Source organism: Sediminibacterium sp. GW821-FHT12F12 (assembly GCF_058806635.1).
Genome location: NZ_JBXAPW010000003.1, coordinates 56,453 through 74,235, shown reverse-complemented (window position 1 = coordinate 74,235; position 17,783 = coordinate 56,453). Strand labels below are relative to the sequence as shown.

Annotated in this window: 19 protein-coding genes; 15 read left to right on the top strand and 4 right to left on the bottom strand. The window is 47.0% G+C overall.

The features are described from left to right. Positions 1 to 100 precede the first annotated feature (100 nt). Positions 101 to 1,651 carry a sulfatase family protein gene (locus AC1RNB_RS05460; protein WP_493081398.1) on the bottom strand — a complete coding sequence of 517 codons (1,551 nt, stop codon included), beginning with the start codon at positions 1,649 to 1,651 and terminating at the stop codon, positions 101 to 103. Positions 1,652 to 1,867: 216 nt separating this feature from the next. On the opposite strand from AC1RNB_RS05460, the gene AC1RNB_RS05455 reads away from it, so the two are divergent. After that, positions 1,868 to 2,773 (top strand): DUF72 domain-containing protein, encoded by a 906-nt coding sequence (locus AC1RNB_RS05455; RefSeq protein ID WP_493081396.1) that lies wholly within the window; start codon positions 1,868 to 1,870, stop codon positions 2,771 to 2,773. Positions 2,774 to 2,790: 17 nt separating this feature from the next. Continuing rightward, positions 2,791 to 3,342 carry a DUF4136 domain-containing protein gene (locus AC1RNB_RS05450; protein ID WP_493081394.1) on the top strand — a complete coding sequence of 184 codons (552 nt, stop codon included), beginning with the start codon at positions 2,791 to 2,793 and terminating at the stop codon, positions 3,340 to 3,342. A 5-nt stretch (positions 3,343 to 3,347) separates the two neighbouring features. Here AC1RNB_RS05450 and AC1RNB_RS05445 read toward each other — a convergent pair whose 3' ends face one another. Together AC1RNB_RS05445 and AC1RNB_RS05440 are read right to left on the bottom strand one after the other, a co-directional pair. Continuing rightward, a complete protein-coding gene (locus tag AC1RNB_RS05445; protein ID WP_493081392.1) occupies positions 3,348 to 4,628 on the bottom strand; it encodes a Y-family DNA polymerase in 1,281 nt (426 codons plus the stop codon). Positions 4,629 to 4,745: 117 nt separating this feature from the next. Then, a complete protein-coding gene (locus AC1RNB_RS05440; protein WP_493081390.1) occupies positions 4,746 to 5,177 on the bottom strand; it encodes a LexA family protein in 432 nt (143 codons plus the stop codon). Positions 5,178 to 5,251: 74 nt separating this feature from the next. Between AC1RNB_RS05440 and AC1RNB_RS05435 the strand changes: the two genes are divergently transcribed. From AC1RNB_RS05435 to AC1RNB_RS05400, 8 genes are all read left to right on the top strand, one after another. Next, positions 5,252 to 5,842 carry a 2'-5' RNA ligase family protein gene (locus AC1RNB_RS05435; protein WP_493081388.1) on the top strand — a complete coding sequence of 197 codons (591 nt, stop codon included), beginning with the start codon at positions 5,252 to 5,254 and terminating at the stop codon, positions 5,840 to 5,842. A 121-nt stretch (positions 5,843 to 5,963) separates the two neighbouring features. Then, a complete protein-coding gene (locus tag AC1RNB_RS05430; protein WP_493081387.1) occupies positions 5,964 to 6,566 on the top strand; it encodes a 2'-5' RNA ligase family protein in 603 nt (200 codons plus the stop codon). A gap of 130 nt (positions 6,567 to 6,696) precedes the next feature. After that, positions 6,697 to 7,770 (top strand): PA0069 family radical SAM protein, encoded by a 1,074-nt coding sequence (locus AC1RNB_RS05425; protein WP_493081385.1) that lies wholly within the window; start codon positions 6,697 to 6,699, stop codon positions 7,768 to 7,770. A gap of 58 nt (positions 7,771 to 7,828) precedes the next feature. Next, on the top strand, positions 7,829 to 8,518 hold the full coding sequence (locus AC1RNB_RS05420; protein WP_493081383.1) for an aspartate/glutamate racemase family protein: 690 nt from the start codon (positions 7,829 to 7,831) through the stop codon (positions 8,516 to 8,518). A gap of 112 nt (positions 8,519 to 8,630) precedes the next feature. Beyond that, a complete protein-coding gene (locus AC1RNB_RS05415) occupies positions 8,631 to 10,085 on the top strand; it encodes a RapZ C-terminal domain-containing protein (RefSeq protein WP_493081381.1) in 1,455 nt (484 codons plus the stop codon). A 30-nt stretch (positions 10,086 to 10,115) separates the two neighbouring features. After that, positions 10,116 to 10,832 carry a nucleotidyltransferase family protein gene (locus AC1RNB_RS05410; protein WP_493081380.1) on the top strand — a complete coding sequence of 239 codons (717 nt, stop codon included), beginning with the start codon at positions 10,116 to 10,118 and terminating at the stop codon, positions 10,830 to 10,832. 9 nt (positions 10,833 to 10,841) lie between these two features. Then, positions 10,842 to 11,855: a Gfo/Idh/MocA family protein gene (locus tag AC1RNB_RS05405; RefSeq protein WP_493081378.1), complete on the top strand. Its 1,014-nt coding sequence runs from the start codon at positions 10,842 to 10,844 to the stop codon at positions 11,853 to 11,855. A 21-nt stretch (positions 11,856 to 11,876) separates the two neighbouring features. Continuing rightward, complete coding sequence (locus AC1RNB_RS05400; RefSeq protein ID WP_493081376.1) at positions 11,877 to 12,329, top strand: acyltransferase; 453 nt, start codon at positions 11,877 to 11,879, stop codon at positions 12,327 to 12,329. Between the two features lie 41 nt (positions 12,330 to 12,370). On the opposite strand, the gene AC1RNB_RS05395 is transcribed toward AC1RNB_RS05400, so the two are convergent. Beyond that, positions 12,371 to 13,522, bottom strand: coding sequence for an acyltransferase family protein (locus tag AC1RNB_RS05395; RefSeq protein ID WP_493081374.1), 1,152 nt, complete (start codon positions 13,520 to 13,522; stop codon positions 12,371 to 12,373). A gap of 152 nt (positions 13,523 to 13,674) precedes the next feature. Here AC1RNB_RS05395 and rfbB point away from each other — a divergent pair, with 152 nt between their 5' ends. The 5 genes from rfbB (at position 13,675) to AC1RNB_RS05370 (ending at position 17,766) form a co-directional block, all read left to right on the top strand. Continuing rightward, the gene (gene rfbB / locus AC1RNB_RS05390; protein WP_493081372.1) at positions 13,675 to 14,730 is read left to right on the top strand and encodes a dTDP-glucose 4,6-dehydratase; all 1,056 of its coding nucleotides are present in this window, start codon (positions 13,675 to 13,677) and stop codon (positions 14,728 to 14,730) included. Between the two features lie 2 nt (positions 14,731 to 14,732). Further along, complete coding sequence (gene rfbC, locus AC1RNB_RS05385; RefSeq protein ID WP_493081370.1) at positions 14,733 to 15,290, top strand: dTDP-4-dehydrorhamnose 3,5-epimerase; 558 nt, start codon at positions 14,733 to 14,735, stop codon at positions 15,288 to 15,290. A gap of 3 nt (positions 15,291 to 15,293) precedes the next feature. Then, positions 15,294 to 16,154, top strand: a complete 861-nt coding sequence (gene rfbA, locus AC1RNB_RS05380; RefSeq protein ID WP_493081368.1) for a glucose-1-phosphate thymidylyltransferase RfbA — start codon at positions 15,294 to 15,296, stop codon at positions 16,152 to 16,154. Positions 16,155 to 16,243: 89 nt separating this feature from the next. Continuing rightward, the gene (locus AC1RNB_RS05375) at positions 16,244 to 17,122 is read left to right on the top strand and encodes a MerR family transcriptional regulator (RefSeq protein WP_493081367.1); all 879 of its coding nucleotides are present in this window, start codon (positions 16,244 to 16,246) and stop codon (positions 17,120 to 17,122) included. Positions 17,123 to 17,265: 143 nt separating this feature from the next. Next, on the top strand, positions 17,266 to 17,766 hold the full coding sequence (locus AC1RNB_RS05370; RefSeq protein ID WP_493081366.1) for an RNA polymerase sigma factor: 501 nt from the start codon (positions 17,266 to 17,268) through the stop codon (positions 17,764 to 17,766). Positions 17,767 to 17,783: the final 17 nt, after the last annotated feature.

Here is a 17,783-nt window from a genome sequence, read left to right as displayed (position 1 = left end):
ATGTCGAAGTCAAAAGTCAAAAATAAAAAGTCAAAAAGGTCCACTGCAATGCATCGGATACTATTTCGACATTCGGTGTTCCCTGTTCGGTGTTCGATATTCACTTCAGTCCTCCCGCCGCTTCATGGTCGTCATATACATTTCGGAGGCGGAGCAGCTCTTTCTTCATTTCGTCCAGAATGGCCTGGTAGGATTTGTTGGTTATCACATTGTTCAGTTCTGCCGGGTCTTTTTGCAGGTCAAATAACTGCCATTCGTTTACGGTGTAGAAATAGAGCAGTTTGTAACGGTTGGTACGTACCCCTACATGTTGCAGCACCGTATGGTCTGCTTTATATTCATAGAAATGGTAGTAGAGACTGTTACGCGGCAGGGTTCTGACCGGATTTTCCAATACCGGTTTCAGGCTTAGCCCCTGCATGGAAGCAGGTACTGTAATGCCGGCTATATCAAGAAAGGTAGGGGCATAATCAATGTTCTGCACCATGGTATTGGTTTTGGTGCCGGCTTTGATATGGCCGGGCCACCTGGCCAGCAGGGGAGAGCGCATGGAGATATCGTACATCCATCTTTTATCAAACCAGCCATTCTGGCCCAGGTAAAAACCCTGGTCGGACGTATATACAACCAATGTATTCTGTGCCAGACCGCTTTTATCGAGGTAATCCAGCACCCTTCCGATATTATCATCTACCGATGCTACACAGGCCAGGTAATCCTGCATGTACCACTGGTATTTCAGTCGTAATAATTCTTTACCCTGCGGACGTTGTTGCTGAATGATCTCACCCCGCTCCTTATAAATCTCTACAATTCTTTTTCTTTCCTGCGCAGGTATGCGGTTAATGATGGAACGGTAATAAGCGATCTCGGAAGAGTCGGGTTTTAACCAGGGAATATCCATCAGGTAGGCCGGGTCTACTTTCAGGTCGCTCGAAAGTTTCATATCCGGCAGGATACTCATGGTTTGCAAGCGCCAGGCACTGCCACGTCCGGTGGTATCTGTATATAAACTTTCCGGTTCGGGAAAGGTTTTGGTATGGTACTGTTCGATATGTTTGAGGGCAGGAAAGAAATACCGGTGTGGTGCTTTGTGATGCAGCATCAGCATAAAAGGTTTGGCAGGATCCCTTTTTTCCTGCAGCCATAGCAATGATTCATCCGTAATAACGTCGGTGGCATAACCATGATAGGTGCTGGTATCGCCCTTCATGCCGATGATGCGTGGTTCATAATAAAGCCCCTGACCCGGTAAAATTTTCCAATAATCAAACCCTGTAGGATAAGTGCTTAAATGCCATTTGCCGATGATGGCTGTCTGGTATCCTGCCTGCTGCATCAGCTTGGGCATGGTTAGTTGCGAACCATCAAAACGGGAACGGTTATCGATAAATCCATTCTTGTGTGAGTGTAGTCCCGTTAACAAAGTGGCCCTGGCCGGTCCGCAAATGGAATTGCCTACAAAAGAATGACTGAACAGCATTCCTTCTTTGGCCAGACGGTCTATATTAGGTGTGTTGATCAGTGTTCTATTATAGGCGCTGATGGCGTTGGCATCATGGTCATCGCTCATGATATACAGAATATTCGGCCGCTGCTGGGCCAGTAACAGTGCGGGTAGTAAGGTTAGAAGGCTAAGCAGTTGTTTCATGTTGCTTGGGTTGTGAATGGGCAATGGTGAATGGTGAGTCGTCAGTCGTGAGTAGTCAGTAGTCAGTAGTCAGTTTTGCGGAGCCCCACTCACCACTCACTATTGACTATTGACTATTGACTATTGACTATTGACTATTGACGTCTCACGATTGCCGTGAAACAAATTACAGCATTTCTCACAACCCCGTAACTTTAGGGTCTGAAAAGAAAAGACATGGAATTTGGTCGCGTTCCCGAGGCTGAGCTGGATGGCATTGATTTCCGTTTACCGGCAGATACTGTCTTTAACCGGCAGGTATTATCCGGCGTACGGGCGGCAGCTCCCAAAGTATACCTGGGATGCGCCAAATGGGGGCGGACCGAATGGGTGGGGAAGATCTATCCTCCCAAAACCAAGGAAAAAGATTTTCTGGCACATTATGTAAAACATTATAACAGTATTGAACTGAATGCCACGCATTATAAGATCTATGGAGCCGAAGGCATTGCCAGGTGGGCAGAGAAAGCGGGCGACAGGGATTTTATGTTTTGCCCGAAAATGTACCAGGGGGTTACACACAGAGGTAGTTTGCTGAACAAGGATTTTATCACTTCACAGTTTCTGCGCGGTATCGTGGCTTTTGAAAAACACCTGGGTCCTGTTTTTGTGCAGGTGAGCGATGCGTTTACTGCCAAACGGAAAGAAGAGTTGTTTAGTTTTCTGCGGTCACTGCCCACCGATATGTCTTTTTTTCTTGAAGTGAGGCATCCCGATTGGTTTGGGAATGAAACAATCCGTACAGAACTATTCGAATTTCTCCGTTCTATCAATATGGGTATCGTGATTACCGATACCAGTGGCCGGAGAGATTGCGCGCACATGCATCTTACTGTGCCGAAAGCTTTTATCCGGTATGTGGGTAACAGTCTTCATCCAACGGATTATACAAGGGTAGATGACTGGATCAGCCGGATCGGGTACTGGATCGATAATGGGCTGGAGGAGCTATACTTTTTTATGCACATGCATGATGAGGCTTTTTCGCCGGAGCTGACGGTGTATATGGTAGATAAATTAAATGCTGCTTGCGGACTACAGCTGATCAAGCCGGTTTTTGTACCGCCTGCAACTTTGTTCTGATGATTAAAATGAGGGTTATGAAAAAATATCTGTTCGTATTACTGGTAACGACCCTGGTGGGCTGTTCTGGTACAAAAGTGCTACATACAGAGCTGGGTGATAATGTAGACCTGACTAAATACAAAACCTTTGATTTTTACCAGGTGCGTGCCAGCGGCGATACGTTGAGCACGTTATTCAATGAGCGTATCAACCTGCTGAAAGAAGCCATCAGCCGGGAACTGGAAAGAAGAGGCTACCAGCATAGCAGCCAGCATCCCGATCTGCTGGTAAATATTGGTATACGGGTAAAAGAAGAAATTCAGACAAGGGAAACCGACTGGAGAACAGATGGCGCCCCCCGTTATATAGGCCAACGCAATTATAGCTGGAAAAGCCAGGAGATAGAAGTGGGTCGCTACCGCGAGGGTACCGCTGCCATTCACCTGGTAGATGCTGCACAGCAAAAACTGGTATGGAAAGGTGTGGTACAGGGCATTGTGCCCGATAAACGAACCGATTCACAGGCCGAAGCGCAGAAAGGAATGCAGCTGTTGTTTGAAAAATTTCCGGTACCGGTAAAACAATAGCGCACTCAGCTGATATCGTATAATTCTTCCCAGCGGGTGGTGTAGCGTGGACTGCGTAGTTCCTGCCGCATTTTCCAGTTGCGGGTGGTGCCCGAAGAGGCAAACTTGAGCACATCATCGCGCATAGCGAAGTTTACATTGTCGATCATACTCATGAGCATACGGCTTTTGTTTGCTGCGGGTGCTGCAAAGAGGCTCCCCTGAATGGAACTGTCTGGCACAATGCCGCTTAACATAACCCCGGCTTTCTTGTATACTTTACCGGGATCGTACAGTCTTTCCACCAGCGCCAACGCGGGTTTGATGAGTTCATGGGTACAGGAGGTAGCCAGGGGCAGAATAATATGGCTGCCTACGGTAGGTCCGTGGCGGAAATGTGTACTATGCGATTGCTCGCGTGGTACTACGAATACACTGATGGTATTGGCAGCCCCATGTTGCCTGCGTAATTTTTCTGCTGCGCGGGAAGTGTAGGTGGCAATGGCTTCTTTGATATCTTTCAGTTCTCTTACCGGGCTGCCGAACATACGGGTGGTGGCGATCATTTTTTTGTTGACGAGTTCGTCCATCATCTGTATACTCTCAATGCCCTTGAGCTCGCGCACCAGACGGGCGCCGGTTACGCCACCGAGGTGCTTGGTGGCCCATGCCACATCTCTGGTGCTGAGATCGTAGGCGGTGTTAATATTCATCGCGTGCAGTTTTACCGAATACTGGTGCCCCACGCCCCATACGTCTTCCACAGGGGTTCGCTGTAAAGCCTGTTCTGTTTTACGCGGGGTATCAAGCACCAGCACGCAGTTGGTGGCTTCCTTGTTTTTCTTGGATAAACGATTGGCCACTTTGCTCAATACTTTGGTGGCAGCTACGCCGATGGATACTTTGATGCCCGTCCACTGTTCTACTGTTTCGCGCAGGTGCAGCGAAAAAGCGGCGAGGTCCTGCCGGCGGATATGCGAGAGGTCTACAAAACATTCATCTACCGAATACACTTCTACTGCATGCGGCGGTAACAGCATACGCAGGGTTTCCATTACGCGCCAGCTGAGATCGCCGTAGAGATTATAGTTGGAAGAGAAAGCCGCCACGCCGTGTTTTTCGATCAGGGGTTTGGCTTTGAAATAGGGCCCCGCCATTTCTACTCCCAGGGCCTTGGCTTCATCGCTGCGCGAGATGATGCAACCGTCGTTATTGCTTAATACCACTACAGGCTTATTCTGGAGCGCCGGCCGGAACAGGCGCTCGCAGGAGCAGTAGAAGCTGTTGCAATCGATGATGGCTTTCAAGGGGGAGTTTGTTTATTAGTTTACTGGTTTATTTGTTTATTGGTTGAAGGATGGGTGGAACGCTGCAGTGTGCGACGCAACGGGTGTTGCCTCATGTACTGTAGCCGGGCCCCTGCTTCAGATGGTTCTGATGGAATGGATGACTACCCCCCATGCGGCATAATTACTGAATTCATCTACGGGAATGTTACCATATTTTTTGTTTTCGGCCAGCAGGGTAACGCCCTTCATATGCATCTGCAAACGCCTTACCAGTAACTCGCCGTTGAGGATGGCCACGATGATTTTTCCATTCACGGCTTTGATGCTGCGGTCAACAATGAGCACATCGCCGCTGAAAATACCGGCTTCGGTCATGGCATCGCTGTTCATGCGGAAGAAAAAAGTGGCCGGTTTGTTGCGGATGAGCTGTTCATTCAGGTCAATACCCCGCTCCATATAATCATCGGCAGCAGCACCAAAACCGGTGGCGTTGGCAGTGGGCACCTGCCACTGGTTGTATTTTTTAGAGCCTTTGTAGGCGGCCCCGTACCATTGTTCCCCGTCCATATAAATTAAATTTTGTTATGCTAAATTATTTAGTAAATTTATACTAAATTAGTTATCAGGGTAAAAATATCTTTATGGAAACAGGATCAGTAACCAACCGGTTGTTCCACACACCGGTGCAGCAATTGCATGAATACCTGCTGGTGGCGCATCCTGATGCGGCCGTGGGGGAGAAACTGGTGGAAGAAAAAAAATGGTTCACCACGCAGTACAAGGAAGCCGTAGCGGTGAAAACAAGACCGCATATCACCGTGGCCAATTTTCTCGCAAAGGAAGAAATGGAATCCACCATCATCCGCTGGATGCACCGGATCATCAGTAACCAGAGCCGTTTTACCGTAACGCTCGACAGGTTTAGCGGTTTTAAACCTCATACCATTTACCTGCGGGTGCAGGACCATGCCCCTTTTCAGCAACTGGCCAAAGAACTGAAAGTGGTGGACCAGTATGTGCGGGGATATGGTTGTCCGGAAATGCACCTGAGTAACCATCCGCATCTCACCATTGCCAGGCGTTTACCCGAAACAGTGTATCACCGGGCCGAAGCCGATTATGCGCAAAAAAAATTCCAGGCATCTTTTGAAGTAAGTGAACTGGTATTGTTAAGGAGGGAACATGCGTTTGATAGTTGTAAGCAGGTGAATGTATTTGGACTGCGTCCCTGACTCACCCCTGCCCCTCTCTGCTGCGCAAAGAGGGGAGTAACTGATTGGTATAATAGTGGTGCATCAGCACCACTATTATACCAATCAGATTTTTAATCATATTAATCAGCGCTACAATCATATGCAATCAGAAATCTTATCGGGATATGCCACTGCAGAATACAGGCTGGTGATAGAACTACCGGAAGCCCTGCGGGAAGAATTGATGCGTGTTAAGAAATATTTTGCAGAAACCTATGATTGTGCGGTAGCGGCAGTGGGTAAACCACAGATTAGCCTGCTGCGTTTTCAGCAGTATGAAATGATAGAGAAACGCATCATACACCGCCTGCAGTTATTAGTAGCGGCGCAGGATGCATTTCTGGTAGAATTGGATGGGTTCAGCAGTTTTCCTACGCATACCATCTGCTTTCAGCTAACCACGCAGGAAGCTGCCAAAGCTTTGGTGAAATCGATCCGTCCGATACAACACCTGCTCAAAATAGATAAGGAACGGAAACCGCATTTTATTACCGAACCCTACATTACACTGGCTGCCTCCTTATTGCCCTGGCAATACGAAAAAGGCTGGCTGGAAATGAGTAATACCCATTTCGGCGGCAAATTCATGGCCGAACAACTGGTACTGTTAAGAAAGCGGGAGGGTGAAAAAAGATATGAAACCATACAACGGTTTGTAATGAAGAATGAGAAAGCGGTGACCGTACAGGGGGCTTTGTTTTGACCCACCCCCGGCCCCTCCCTGCCCGGCAGGGAGGGGAGAAGATACAAACCCCTCTTTGCGCAGCAGAGAGGGGTGGCAAGCGAAGCGATGCCGGGGTGAGTTGATTTTGGAGGAGTAAAAAAATATCATCATGCCAGACGAAATATCAACAGACAACCATTACCTCAAAGGCCGCGGCGCACAGTTCAATCCGAGAAACCGTTTTCTGAAGAATGAAAAACTGCGCGACCAGATCGAAAGTATTGACGACTGGACCGAGCCGAATGTAGCCACCGTTTACCTGGAAGACCATGCCAAAAGCATCGTGAATAAAGTGGAGAGTCCGGATGTAGGCATGTGGTACAGCATGAACCCTTACCAGGGATGCGAACATGGCTGTATTTACTGTTATGCCCGTAATGCCCATGAATACTGGGGCTATAGTGCCGGACTGGATTTTGAACGAAAGATCATTGTAAAAAAGAATGCCCCCGAACTGCTGCGTAAATTTCTGATGCACAAAAACTGGGAATGTACACCCATCAGCCTGAGTGGTAACACGGACTGTTACCAGCCCGCAGAGAAAAAATTTGAACTCACCAAACGCATGCTGGAAGTATGTGCCGAGTTTAACCAGCCGGTAGGCATGATCACCAAAAATGCCGGCATCCTGCGCGATAAACAGCTGCTGCAGCAAATGGCAGGCAAAAATTTAGTGAGTGTACTCGTAAGTATTACTTCTTTTGATGAAGATCTGCGGCGGGCCATGGAGCCACGAACCACTACGGCCCGGCAACGGTTACGCGTGATCAGGGAACTGAGTGAAGCGGGTGTAAGAACGGGCGTGATGCTGGGTCCGATGATACCGGGACTTAATGAACACGAAATGCAGCGCATCATGGAAGCGGCCAGTGAAAACGGGGCCAGATTCAGTGCCTATACGTTTATCCGGTTGAATGGCGCCATCAAACTGATATTTCACGACTGGCTCTATAAAAATTTCCCCGACAGGGCCGATAAAGTATGGCACCTGATACAGAACGGGCATGGCGGCAAAGTGAACGACAGCCGGTATGGTGTTCGCATGCGTGGCGAAGGGCCTATCTCTGATCTGGTAGGCCAGCAGTTTAAGAAGTACAATAAAATTTACGGACTGAATGCAGAGCGCTGGGAACTGGATTGCAGTCAATTCAGAAGGCCGGGGGAGCAGGGGAGGTTGTTTTGATCCCTGCGGGAAAATCATTTGTACAAATTCTGGCACCCAATCTTCCTACCTTCGCACCATGAAAACAATCGGCCTCATTGGTGGTGTTACCTGGTTATCTACCGCAGAATATTATAAGTTACTGAATGAACTCGTAAATGAAAGAGAAGGTGGCGTAAGTTCGGCCCGCGTAATTATCTATTCCCTTAATTTTCAGGAGATCAAAACCCTTACCGAGGCCGGTGACTGGGATACCATTTCTGTGATCATGTGCGATGCCGCCCGCCGCCTGGAAAGGGCCGGAGCCGATTGTATATTACTCGGTGCCAATACCATGCACAAAATTGCCGATGCAGTGCAGGAGGCAGTAGCCATTCCGCTGGTGCATGTGGCCGTGGTTACGGCCAATGCCATCAAACAGAAACAGCTACAAACGGTTGCTTTGCTCGGAACCAAATATGTGATGCAGCAGGATTTTTACCGCGCCAAACTGGAGCAACAGGGCTTAACGGTGCTGATACCTGCGCAGCAAGATATCGACTATATCAACAACGCCATCTACACCGAATTTGCCAAAGGCATTTTTACGGCTGAAGCCAAACAAAAGTTTCTACACATCATCGAAGGGCTCATAACCAGCGGAGCACAGGGGGTAATTTTTGGTTGTACCGAGATCCCCATTCTGCTGAAACAGGAAGACTGCAGTATTCCTGTATTTGATACTACTTTACTGCATGCTACAGCGGCGGTGGATCTGGTGTTGCAGTAAGTTACTAGTATTCTGGTTTTGCATTATTTGGACCCTCATAAGATACGCTCAGCACAAAAGGTTGGCAGGCTTTGGGCCCGATGCTTTATTTTCGCCATAAACCAGCCAAAATATGGAGGCAGTGATAGAAGCCATCGGGGAATTATTTGTATCAGCCGGGCATCCCCAGCCCGACCGGATCGAGAAATTACCGCAAAGCGGCAGCGACCGCATTTATTTCCGGATTTATTCCGGCAAACATACTTTCATCGCCACCTATAACCTCAACCGCCGCGAAACGCAGACCTTTATTTATTTCAGCCGCCATTTTGTACAGGCCTGTCTGCCTGTACCGAAAATCCTGGCGGTGAATGCGGATGATACCATTTATATACAGCAGGATCTGGGCACGGATTCACTGTTGAACAAACTGGAAGAACATGGCCATGGAGAGTATGTATATGGCCTTTTTCAGCAGAGTCTGGCAGAACTGGCGCGTGTACAGATCCTCGGCGACCAGGGATTGAATTATGAATGGTGCCTTACCGCCAAAGAGTTTGGCAAACAGGCCATCATGAGCGATCTGTTATATTTTAAATATTATTTCCTCGATACCCTGCAACTGCCTTACGATAAACAGGCCATGCTGGATGATTTTGATGCGCTCAGCACTTATCTTACCCGCACAGAGAACAAGTATTTTATGTTCCGCGATTTTCAGAGCCGGAATATTATTGTGAAAGATGACAAAGTAAATTTCATCGATTACCAGGGCGGTATGAAAGGCGCTTTGCAATACGATGTGGCTTCCCTGCTCTGGCAGGCCAAAGCGGAACTGAGCGAGCAATGGAAAGACTCGCTGCTGGAATATTACATGGATGAGATTGATAAACTACTGCATAAACCGGTTGATCGTATCACTTTCGTTAGTCAGTACAACGGCTATGTATTGATCCGCCTGCTACAGGTAATGGGAGCTTATGGTTTCCGCGGTTTGTTTGAGCGCAAAGCACATTTTCTTGCCAGTATTCCATTGGCCCTGCGCAACCTGCAGTTTTTTATAGACCATAAACGGATCGGGATTGTAACGCCGGAGTTTGACCGCGTATTAAGACTGGTGGTGGCAGAAGATATGATCAAACGCTTTGAACCGGTGCAGGCAGATGAAAATACTCCCTTGCTGATAGAAGTGAATAGTTTCAGCTATAAAAAAGGCATCCCTGCCGATCCGAGTGAAAATGGTGGTGGTTTTGTGTTTGATATGCGCGGTATCCTGAACCCGGGCCGCTTTGATGAATACAAAACACAGACAGGTAAAGACAAACCCGTACAGGATTTCCTGGAGCAACGCACCAAAATGAACGAGTTTCTGAACAGTGTATGGGACCTCATCGATATCACGGTGGAGCAATACCTGAAACGCGGGTTCAGTCATCTCATGATCAACTTTGGCTGTACAGGTGGCCAGCACAGAAGCGTATACGCCGCCGAACAAACCGCCCGCCATTTGCGCAATAAGTATAAAGTAAAAGTAAAACTGGAGCATACCAACAGTGTTAACTGGGTAAAAGAGTTACCTGCATCCTGATGAATCCGTAATCCGCCAATACGCAATCCCATGAAAGCAATGATCTTCGCCGCAGGCCTCGGTTCCCGCTTAAAACCCTGGACCGATTCTCACCCCAAAGCACTGGCACTGGTGAATGGGAAATCTTTGCTGCAGCGTAACATTGAATATTTGCAGCAGTTCGGGATTGATGAAGTGATTGTGAATGTGCATCATTTTGCAGAGCAGATCATACAGGCTGTAACAGCGCATAATGGCTGGGGAAGTAAGGTTTCTATTTCGGATGAAACCGATGAGGTATTGGAAACGGGTGGTGGACTAAAAAAAGCTGCCGCATATTTTGCTGGCGAAAAGGATTTTGTGGTGATGAATGCCGATATCCTTACCCAGCTGAACCTTGGTGCAATGATACAGCAGCATCGGTCAACACCCGTACTCGCCACACTGGCCGTTGCGGAAAGAGAAACTTCCCGGTATTTTCTGTTTGATGAACGCTCTGTGTTATCAGGTTGGTGTAATGTAAAAACGGGAGAAGAAAAGATTGTTCGTGCAGTTACTCCACTGGTACGGAAGGCGTTCAGCGGCATTCACGTTATCAATACCCCGTTACTGGGAATGATCAAACAAACGGGTAAATTTTCGATGGTGGATGTGTACCTGGATCTCGCCAAAGAACATATCATCTCCGGCTACGATCATACAGGCGCTTTGCTGATAGATGTGGGCAAGCCGGAAAATATAAGCAAGGCAGAGGCAGTTTTCCTTTAATCATTTTACATGAAAAAGATCCGTTTTGCGATCATAGGTTGTGGTGCCATAGCAGCCCGTCACGCTATTCATATACAGCACTATGGTGAGCTGGTAGCGGTATGTGATCTGGTGGAGGAGAAAACATTGGCTTTTGCCAATCAATACCGGGTTCCCTATTATCTGACGATGGAGGAGCTGATCTCAAGAGAAACAACTATTGATGTGGTGGTGATCTGCTCCCCTAATGGATTACACGCAACCCAGTCTGTACTGGCCCTCCGGCAGGGATACCATGTGCTGGTTGAAAAACCCATGGCATTAACAGTAGCTGATTGCGAAACAATGATTCAGGCTGCTGCTGATTCGGGTAAGCAGCTGTTTACCGTTATGCAGAACCGGTTTAATCCGCCGGTACAGGCAGTAAAAAAACTACTGGATGCGGGTAGTTTTGGCCAATTATATAGTGTACAGGTAACCTGTTTATGGAACAGGGATCAGCACTATTACCAGTCATCTTCCTGGCGGGGAACCAAGGCATTGGACGGCGGTATTTTATTTACCCAGTTCAGCCATTTTATCGATTTGCTGTATTGGTTCTTTGGCGAAGTAGATACGGTGATGTCTGTTATGGATAATATGGCACATCAAAGCTGCAGTGAGCTGGAAGATGTGGGGGCTGTTGTATTGCGATTTAAGAGCGGTATCATCGGCACCATTCATTTTGCAGTGAATAGTTTTCAGACGAACAGGGAAGGTTCTATTACTATCTCGGGAGAAAAGGGAATGGTAAAGATTGGCGGAGAATACCTGAACACGATCGAATATGCGGCATTTGAGGATGCGGTTATGCCAGCCTTACCTGAAAGTGCGGCCGTGAATGACTACGGAACCTACCGGGGTTCTATGAGCAATCATGATCAGGTTTACCAGAGCATGGTGGCAACCCTGCAGCAGGGTACTCCTTTTTATGCTGCTGCAATGGATGGCCTGAAAACAGTAGCGATTATTGAAAAAATTTACCAGGCGGCTAATGCACGGTAACTTATTTTTACAGGGCTAAGCATGAAATACCAATCCACCCAAAGCGCAATCGTTAATGTACGGTTTGGCAAAAATGCCAGACTGGTAGAACCCTGCAACTTATATAGCTGCCAGTTGGGAGACGATTGTTTTGTAGGCCCTTTTGTTGAGATACAGAAAGGGGTGCAAATCGGAGACCGTTGCAAAATCCAGTCCCATACTTTTATCTGTGAAGGGGTAAGGATTGGCTCAGATTGTTTTATCGGGCATGGCGTAATGTTTACCAATGATACTTTCTCCACTGGTGGTCCCGCCGGTGATCCTGCTTTGTGGCAACCCACCCATATAGGAAACCATGTATCCATCGGCAGCAATGCCACCATTCTTCCCGTAAATATTTGCGATCAGGTAGTGATCGGAGCGGGGGCAGTAGTTACAAAAAATATCACCGAACCCGGCACTTATGCCGGCAATCCTGCCCGCAGGCTGAAATGAGTTGGTCCCTCCATTGCCAATTGCCTACTCACCATTCACTATTACACTTTGATATAGATCTTCTTCTTATCCAGCACATACACAATCGACCAATACATCAGAATCATACAAAGGGCGTATACCAAAGAGCCCACCCGCAGGTCGGTGGCAATGTCTTTACAGATATGCTGGTAAAACCAGGGGAAGGCAGATGTGTATACATTTTTCCCTTCGGGTGATACATGGTCTACCCAGCGGAACATACCCAATACCCGCGGTAAAAAGCCACTGAGTACAAAAATGAACAAAGGGTTTTTCCCGAACACATCAAAGAACCTGCCCCAGGCTCCTTTGTTTTCTTTGAATTCGATGAGATAGATCAGTGTACTGAGTACGAGTATGGCCAAACCGGTGGTATAGAGGGTGTAACTGCTGGTCCAGATCTTTTTATTGATCGGGAACACCATATCCCAGCAATAACCGGTAAATACGAGTACCAGTCCGGCAATCAGCAGGTTCGACAGCATTTCATAACTCTTCCCTTTTTGCTGTATATACTGCCCCACCAGGAATCCGAAGATCACCTGCACTATCGCTGCTACGGTACTGGGTAATCCTTCCGGATCAAAGGGAACACCTTCACCCTTGTAAATATGGGTCACGCCCAGCAGGTTGATATCGATCTGTGTACCAAACCAACCGGTTAAACTATACGGGTCGCCGGGTGTGCCCAGTAACAGACAGATCAGCCAATAGAGCAGCAGCAGTATACCGCTGATCACGAAAGCACCTCTGGTTTTGGCATAAAAAACGATGACAGATGCGAAGAAATAACAAAGGGCGATCCTTTGCAGTACGCCCAGGATCCGGATATTTTCCCATGTTTTGGCCACGATCGATTCTCCTTCCCATTTTACAAACGGGCTCCAGTTCAGGAACAGGCCAATGGCAAAAATGAGAACGGTTCTTTTGATCACTTTTTTCCAGAAAACAGCAGGCCCTGCCTTCTCAAAACGCGGCATCACAAAAGCCATGGCATTACCCACAGCAAACAGGAAAAAGGGGAATACCAGATCGGTGGGGGTGGCACCGTGCCAGGGGGCATGTTTCAGGGGGCCGAAAATATTGGCCCAGCTGCCCGGGTTATTAACCAGTATCATCAGGGCTACAGTAGCGCCCCGGAAAACATCGAGCGAATAATAACGTTGGTTCATGGCAGGCAATTGTAAAATGAAGATAAGAAAGTTAGCTGCACATCACACAGGGTTTTGGCTTACCACCCGGATCGGGATAGTTGTGATTTCTTTCACGGGTTGCTAGCCGTAATTATTGTTACTTTGTAACTTACCTATATCGTTTTTTGCGTATGAGCAGAAATGTACTGATCACAGGCGGGGCGGGCTTTATCGGTTCGCATGTTGTGCGTTTATTTGTGAACAAATACCCCGGCTACCGCATCATTAACCTCGATGCCCTTACCTATGCCGGTAACCTCGAAAACCTGACCGATATTGAGCAGCAGCCTAATTATGTTTTCTCGAAGACCAATATTCTCGATACGGAAGCGCTGAAGAAAGTATTTGAACATTACCAGGTCACAGATGTGATTCACCTGGCGGCCGAATCGCATGTAGACCGCTCCATTGTATCGCCGCTGGATTTTGTATACACCAATATCATCGGCACCGTGAACCTGCTGAATACGGCAAGGGATTATTGGAAAGCTGATTATTCAAAGCACCTTTTTTACCATATCTCTACCGATGAAGTGTATGGCAGCCTGGGTGATACCGGTTTTTTCACCGAAACCACTGCTTACGATCCCAATTCACCTTACTCCGCCAGCAAAGCAGCGTCTGATCATTTTGTGCGTGCCTACCACGAAACCTATCATATGCAGACCATCGTGTCTAACTGTTCCAATAATTACGGGCCTAATCATTTTCCTGAAAAACTGATCCCGCTCTTTATCAATAATATCATTCAGAAAAAACCATTGCCCGTATATGGGGATGGTTTGTTTACCCGCGACTGGCTTTATGTAAAAGACCATGCATTGGCCATCGACCTGGTCTTTCACAAGGGAGTGGATGGGGAAACCTATAATATTGGTGGCTTTAATGAATGGAAGAATATTGACCTGGTAAAACTGCTTTGCAAACTGATGGATGAAAAACTGGGCAGGGCAGTGGGTGAGAGTGAGAAACTGATCACGTATGTAAAAGACAGGCCGGGACATGACAGGCGTTATGCTATTGATGCCGGTAAGATTAACAAAGAGCTGGGTTGGGCACCTACGGTTACTTTTGAGGAAGGGCTGCGCGAAACAATCGATTGGTTCCTTGCCAATACAACCTGGTTGAACCATGTTACCAGTGGGGCCTACCAGAACTATTACCAGTCTATGTATACCAACAGATAATTATGCGAATTGAAGAAACCTTATTACCCGGCTGTTTCCTGGTGCATGATACCTTTCATGGCGACCACCGCGGGTATTTTTTTGAGAGCTTTAACCGGAAAACTTTTTTAGATCAGACAGGACTGGATATCAATTTTGTGCAGGATAACCAATCGCATTCACAGAAAGGGGTTTTGCGCGGATTACATTTTCAACAGGGGGATGCGGTACAGGCCAAACTGGTAAGGGTATTAAAAGGAAAGGTACTGGATGTGGCGGTTGACATTCGCCCCCAATCCCCAACTTTTGGTAAACATGTGGCGGTGGAATTGTCGGAAGATAGCCATACCCAGTTATTTGTACCCCGTGGTTTCGCCCATGGGTTTGTGGTGTTGAGTGAATCGGCTACATTTTTTTACAAGTGCGATAATTATTACAATCCTGCTACCGAAGCGGGTATTATATTTAATGACCCGGCCCTTGCCATTAATTGGCAGCTGCCGGAAACTGAATTGATGTTATCCGCTAAAGACAAAGCATTACCTACGCTGCAGGAATTGGTTCCTGCGCTAAAATTCTAAGTTATGAAAGGCATTATCCTGGCAGGAGGATCCGGTACCAGATTATACCCCATTACCAAGGGCATCAGTAAACAACTGATGCCGGTATACGATAAACCCATGATCTATTACCCGATGTCGGTTTTGATGCTGGCGGGTATTCATGAGATCCTGATCATCACAACTCCCGAAGATGCGCCCCAGTTCAAACGTTTGCTGGGCGATGGGGCAGAGTTAGGCTGTCGTTTTGAATATGCCGTACAGGAAGTGCCGAATGGACTGGCACAGGCTTTTGTCATCGGCGAAAAATTTATCGGTACAGATAAAGTGGCACTGATACTGGGGGATAATATTTTTTATGGTGCAGGTTTCAGTAAACTGGTGCAATCATTCAATGATGTAGTGGGAGCTGCTGTGTTTGCCTATGAAGTAAATGATCCCGAGCGGTATGGTGTGGTAGCGTTTGATACCAACCAGAAAGCCATCTCCATCGAAGAAAAACCGGTGAAGCCCCAATCTAATTACGCGGTGCCGGGTTTGTATTTTTATGATAATACGGTGGTAGAGATTGCCAAAAATATAGCACCTTCTGCCCGTGGCGAATATGAGATCACCGATGTGAACCGCGTATACCTGCAGCAGGGAAAATTGCAGGTAGGCATCATGAACCGCGGCACCGCCTGGTTGGATACGGGAACTTTTGATTCACTGGCCGATGCCTCCGAATTTGTACGGGTGATCGAAAAGCGCCAGAGCCAGAAAATCGGATGCATCGAAGAAGTAGCCTACCGGATGGGCTTTATCAACCACAGCCAACTGCTGCAACTGGCCGATAACTATGCCAAAAGCGGTTATGGCGAATATCTGCGCCGGATCCGTCTCTGAAAATTACTCCTAAGTAGTTTATAATCAGTTCTGTATATTTTTTATGCAAAAAGATTAAACAAAAAAAGCTTCACCCTGTTATTCTATACATGAACGCTTTTACCATCAAAGACCTGGAAAACCTGTCTGGCATCAAAGCCCATACGATCCGTATCTGGGAACAGCGCTATTCTTTTTTGAATCCGCAGCGTACAGAGACCAATATCCGCTACTACTCCAACGATGAGTTGCAGAAGATACTGAATATTGCGTTGCTGAATAAATACGGGTATAAAATTTCCCATATTGACCGGATGACATTCTCCGAGATGAATGATAAGATCCTGTCTCTTACCCAGGCCCAGGCCCAGCAGGAGCGGATCGTAAATGAACTGATCCAGCACATGGTAAATGTGAATATGGATGGTGTGGAAGCAGTGCTGGATAGCTATATCAAAACCAAAGGCATCGAAAAAACCATCACCCAGATCATCTTTCCCTTTCTGGAAAGAATCGGTATCCTTTGGCTCACTAATCATATCAACCCTGCCCAGGAGCACCTGGTCACTAATATTATCCGCCAGAAACTGATTGTAGGGATTGACTCTATAAGGCCAACTTTACAAACCGGAAAAACAGTATTACTGTTTCTGCCCGAAGGAGAACACCATGAGCTGGGGTTATTGTTTGTGAATTATCTCCTGAAAACCCGTGGAGTACAGGTATTGTACCTGGGTGCCAATGTACCGCTGAAAGATGTGGAGTATGTAGCCACATTGAAGAACCCAGATTTCCTGTATGCACACCTTACCTCGGTGGCCAATAATTTCAATTTTGAGAAATTTCTGGTAGGGGCGCATAACCGTATGCCAGACCGTAAAATCATTGTTTCCGGTGTACTTACCCAGACCTATAAAAAGCGGGTACCACCTAATTTCAGTTTCAAGAAAACCCTGACAGAAGTGCTGGAGTATATCTCCTCTATATAAGCGCTTACCCGCAATCGGAACCCCGGTTGAGGCCACTTTGTAAAAAATCATTGATAATCAATTAATTAACCAGTAGGTAAAGATAAATTTGTAAGCCAACTTATTTTGTTTAACTTTACTATATCAAAAATTAAACAGTTTATATGTCTACTGTCGACTTTAACAAGATGCTGTTATCCAATGCGGAGTTTTTAAAACCATTTGCGGTAACACTTACACACGATACCGAAGCGGCGAAGGATCTGTTTCAGGAGACATTATACCGTGCCCTGGCCAACCAGGACAAATACAATGTAGGAACCAATATCAAAGCATGGTTGTACACCATCATGCGTAATATTTTTATCAATAATTATCGCCGTAAGGCCAAGCAGTCAACTATTTTCGACAGCACCCCCAACGAGTACCTGCTGAACCTGAACCAGGGAGCGGTGGCCAACGAAGCCATTGCGGGCATTAATCTGAAAGAAGTGCAGGCTGCCATTCATAACCTGCCGGAGATTTTCCGCAATCCCTTCCTTTTATATTTCGATGGGTTTAAATACCATGAGATCGCCGATATGCTGGGAGAGCCTTTGGGAACCATCAAAAGCCGGATTCACTTTGCGCGCAAGCTGTTAAAAGCGCAGATTCAGCGCTATTAAATTTAATTGCACTAATT